2 protein-coding genes are annotated in these 2,482 nt (G+C 71.2%); both read left to right on the top strand.

Annotation, left to right across the window (positions count from 1 at the left end):
- Positions 1–1,720: GTPase family protein (locus tag E1298_RS46140; RefSeq protein WP_424923239.1), on the top strand; the 1,720-nt coding region annotated here is incomplete at its 5' end.
- 222 nt (positions 1,721–1,942) lie between these two features.
- Positions 1,943–2,413: a single-stranded DNA-binding protein gene (locus E1298_RS46135; protein ID WP_131903687.1), complete on the top strand. Its 471-nt coding sequence runs from the start codon at positions 1,943–1,945 to the stop codon at positions 2,411–2,413.
- Positions 2,414–2,482 lie beyond the last annotated feature (69 nt).

The raw sequence follows: 2,482 nt of genomic DNA, 5'->3' as shown, positions 1-2,482 counted from the left end.
CCCGGCCGGGCCGCCCGCCCCCGAGCCCCCCGGGCTGATCGACCGCCTGAACGGCCTCGACCGGCTCGTCCAGGCCGGCACCGGACGGCTCGACCAGACCCTCCTCGACGACGCCGGCGTCCTGCTCGACCGGGCCGGCCAGCGCCTCCGCCTGTCCGGCGAGCACACCGTCATCACCCTCGCCGGCGGCACGGGCAGCGGCAAGTCGTCGCTGTTCAACGCCATCTGCGGGCTCGAACTCTCGCCCACCGGCGTCCGCCGCCCGATGACGTCCAAGGCCCACGCCTGCGTCTGGGGCCTGGACGGCGCCGGGCCGCTCCTCGACTGGCTCGACGTCGACAAGCGCCACCGCTACGCCCGCGCCAGCGCCCTCGACCTGGAGCGCGCCGACAGCTCCCTCCAGGGCCTCGTCCTGCTCGACCTGCCCGACCACGACTCGATCCAGGCCCTGCACCGCGCCGAGGTCGACCGGTTCGTCACCATCGCCGACCTCCTCGTCTGGGTGGTCGACCCCCAGAAGTACGCCGACGCGGCCCTGCACCGCAACTACATCGTCCCGTTCGCCCGGCACACCGGCGTCACCCTGATCGTCCTCAACCAGGTCGACCGGCTCGGCCCGGACGAGATCGACGACTGCGTCGCCGACCTGCGCCGCCTCCTGGAGGCCGAGGGCCTCGACCGCCCCCGCATCGTCACCACGTCCGCGGTCAGCGAGGACGGCGTCCACGGCTTCCGCGACATCCTCGTCGACACCGTCGCCGCCCGCCGCGCCCGCAGCGAGCGGCTCGGCGCCGACGTCGACAAGGTCGCCGAGCGGTTCGCCGACCACCGCTTCACCGCCGAGCCGCCCACCACCGTCGAGGACGACCGCCGGTTCGAGCTCGTCCAGGCCCTGACCGACGCCGCGGGCGCGCCCGCCGTCGCCGAGGCCATGGAAAGCGCCTACGAACTGCGCGCCGCCGACTTCGTCGGCTGGCCCATCGCCGCCCTCATCGCCCGCCTGCGCTCCGACCCCCTGCGCCGGATGCGCCTCACCGAGCTCCGCGAGGAGCTCCGCAACGCCTTCACCGGCCCGATCGGCGCCCAGCAGGGCGACGTCGACAACGCCCTGCACACCGTCACCGACGGCGTCGCCGCCGAACTCCCCGCCCCCTGGGCCCGCTCCGTCCGCGCCGCCGCCCGCTCCCACGCCGCCGAGATCCCCGAGGACCTCGGCGAGTCCCTCAAGGCGGCGCTGCCCACCTTCAACCAGGTGCCCCGCTGGTGGTGGCTGGTCAAAACCTGGCAGTACTTCCTCGTCCTCGTCGCCGCCCTCGGCCTCGTCTGGATCGGCTTCCTCGTCGCCTACGGCATCCTCGACGCCGGCGGCGACGACCCGGCCACCCTGGTCGGCGAGGCGGGCCTCATCCCCTACGTCGCCGTCCTGGTGGTATGCACCCTAGGCATGGGCTGGCTCACGTCCTCAGCCTGCCGCAACCTCGTCGCGCTCTCGTCCGCCAAGCACGGCGACAAGATGGAGCAGCACATGCGCGAGGGCATCGAACGCGTCGCCGACCACAAGGTGATCGAGCCCGTAGCGGCCGAACTCCAGCTCTACGCCCGCTTCCGCCAAGACGTGGACCTCTGTGTAAATTCAATCCCGGCCCAGGGGCACTCGCCTGGCGGCCGTACTTATTCAACCCCGGCCCAGGGGCACTCGCCTGGCGGCTCGCACACCTGACCGCGCTTGGACGAGACGCGACATCGCTTCGCGATCTTCCCGGAGGGGCTCGCCTTCGGCTTCACCCCTCCGGTCAGGTAACGCGCTCGCGCGACAGTTGAGCCCCCTGTGAACTGGCCTAGTTATCCACAGGTTCGGGATTCGCTTCCTCCGGCTCCGCGGCTGGGCCACGGTTGACTCGTACGCGCGAATGACCCGCATGCGAGAACACCGGAGGAAACCATGAACGAAGCGCACGTCACCGTCATCGGCTGGATCGCCGCAGAGCCCTACTACACCATCACGGGCAACGGCACCCCGTTCCTGTCCTTGAGGGTCGGCTGCACACCCCGCCGCTACGACCGCCAGGCCGGCCAGTGGCAGGACGTCGACACCATGTTCCTCACCGTCAACTGCTGGCGCGGCCTAGCCGACAACATCAACGCCTCAGAATTCCAGCGCGGCCACCCCGTCCTGGTCACGGGCCGCCTACGCGTCCGCCAGTACGAACGCGACGGCCAATGGCGTTTCTCCGCCGAAATCGAAGCCACCACCGTCGGCCACGACCTCAGCCGCGGCACGGCCGACTTCCGCCCCGTCCAACGCGGCGGCGCCCCAACCGACGAAGACCGCCAAGAGGCCCGCGACGTAGCCGACCAGTGGGCCCTAACAACCCCCACAGAACCCCAAACCCAAGACCCCAAAGCCGCCTAACGAACCCCCACCCGTCCACTCCAAGCAACGCGGCACCCCATGAGCGAACCCCGCCGTACACCCCAGACC

The organism is Actinomadura rubrisoli (assembly GCF_004349215.1).
GTDB lineage: Bacteria > Actinomycetota > Actinomycetes > Streptosporangiales > Streptosporangiaceae > Spirillospora > Spirillospora rubrisoli.
This window is presented reverse-complemented; position numbering and strand designations above follow the sequence as displayed.

Bases quoted from the DNA above. Each gene is read 5' to 3' on its own strand.
- E1298_RS46135 (WP_131903687.1), top strand. From the start codon at position 1,943: ATGAACGAAGCGCACGTCACCGTCATCGGCTGGATCGCCGCAGAGCCC.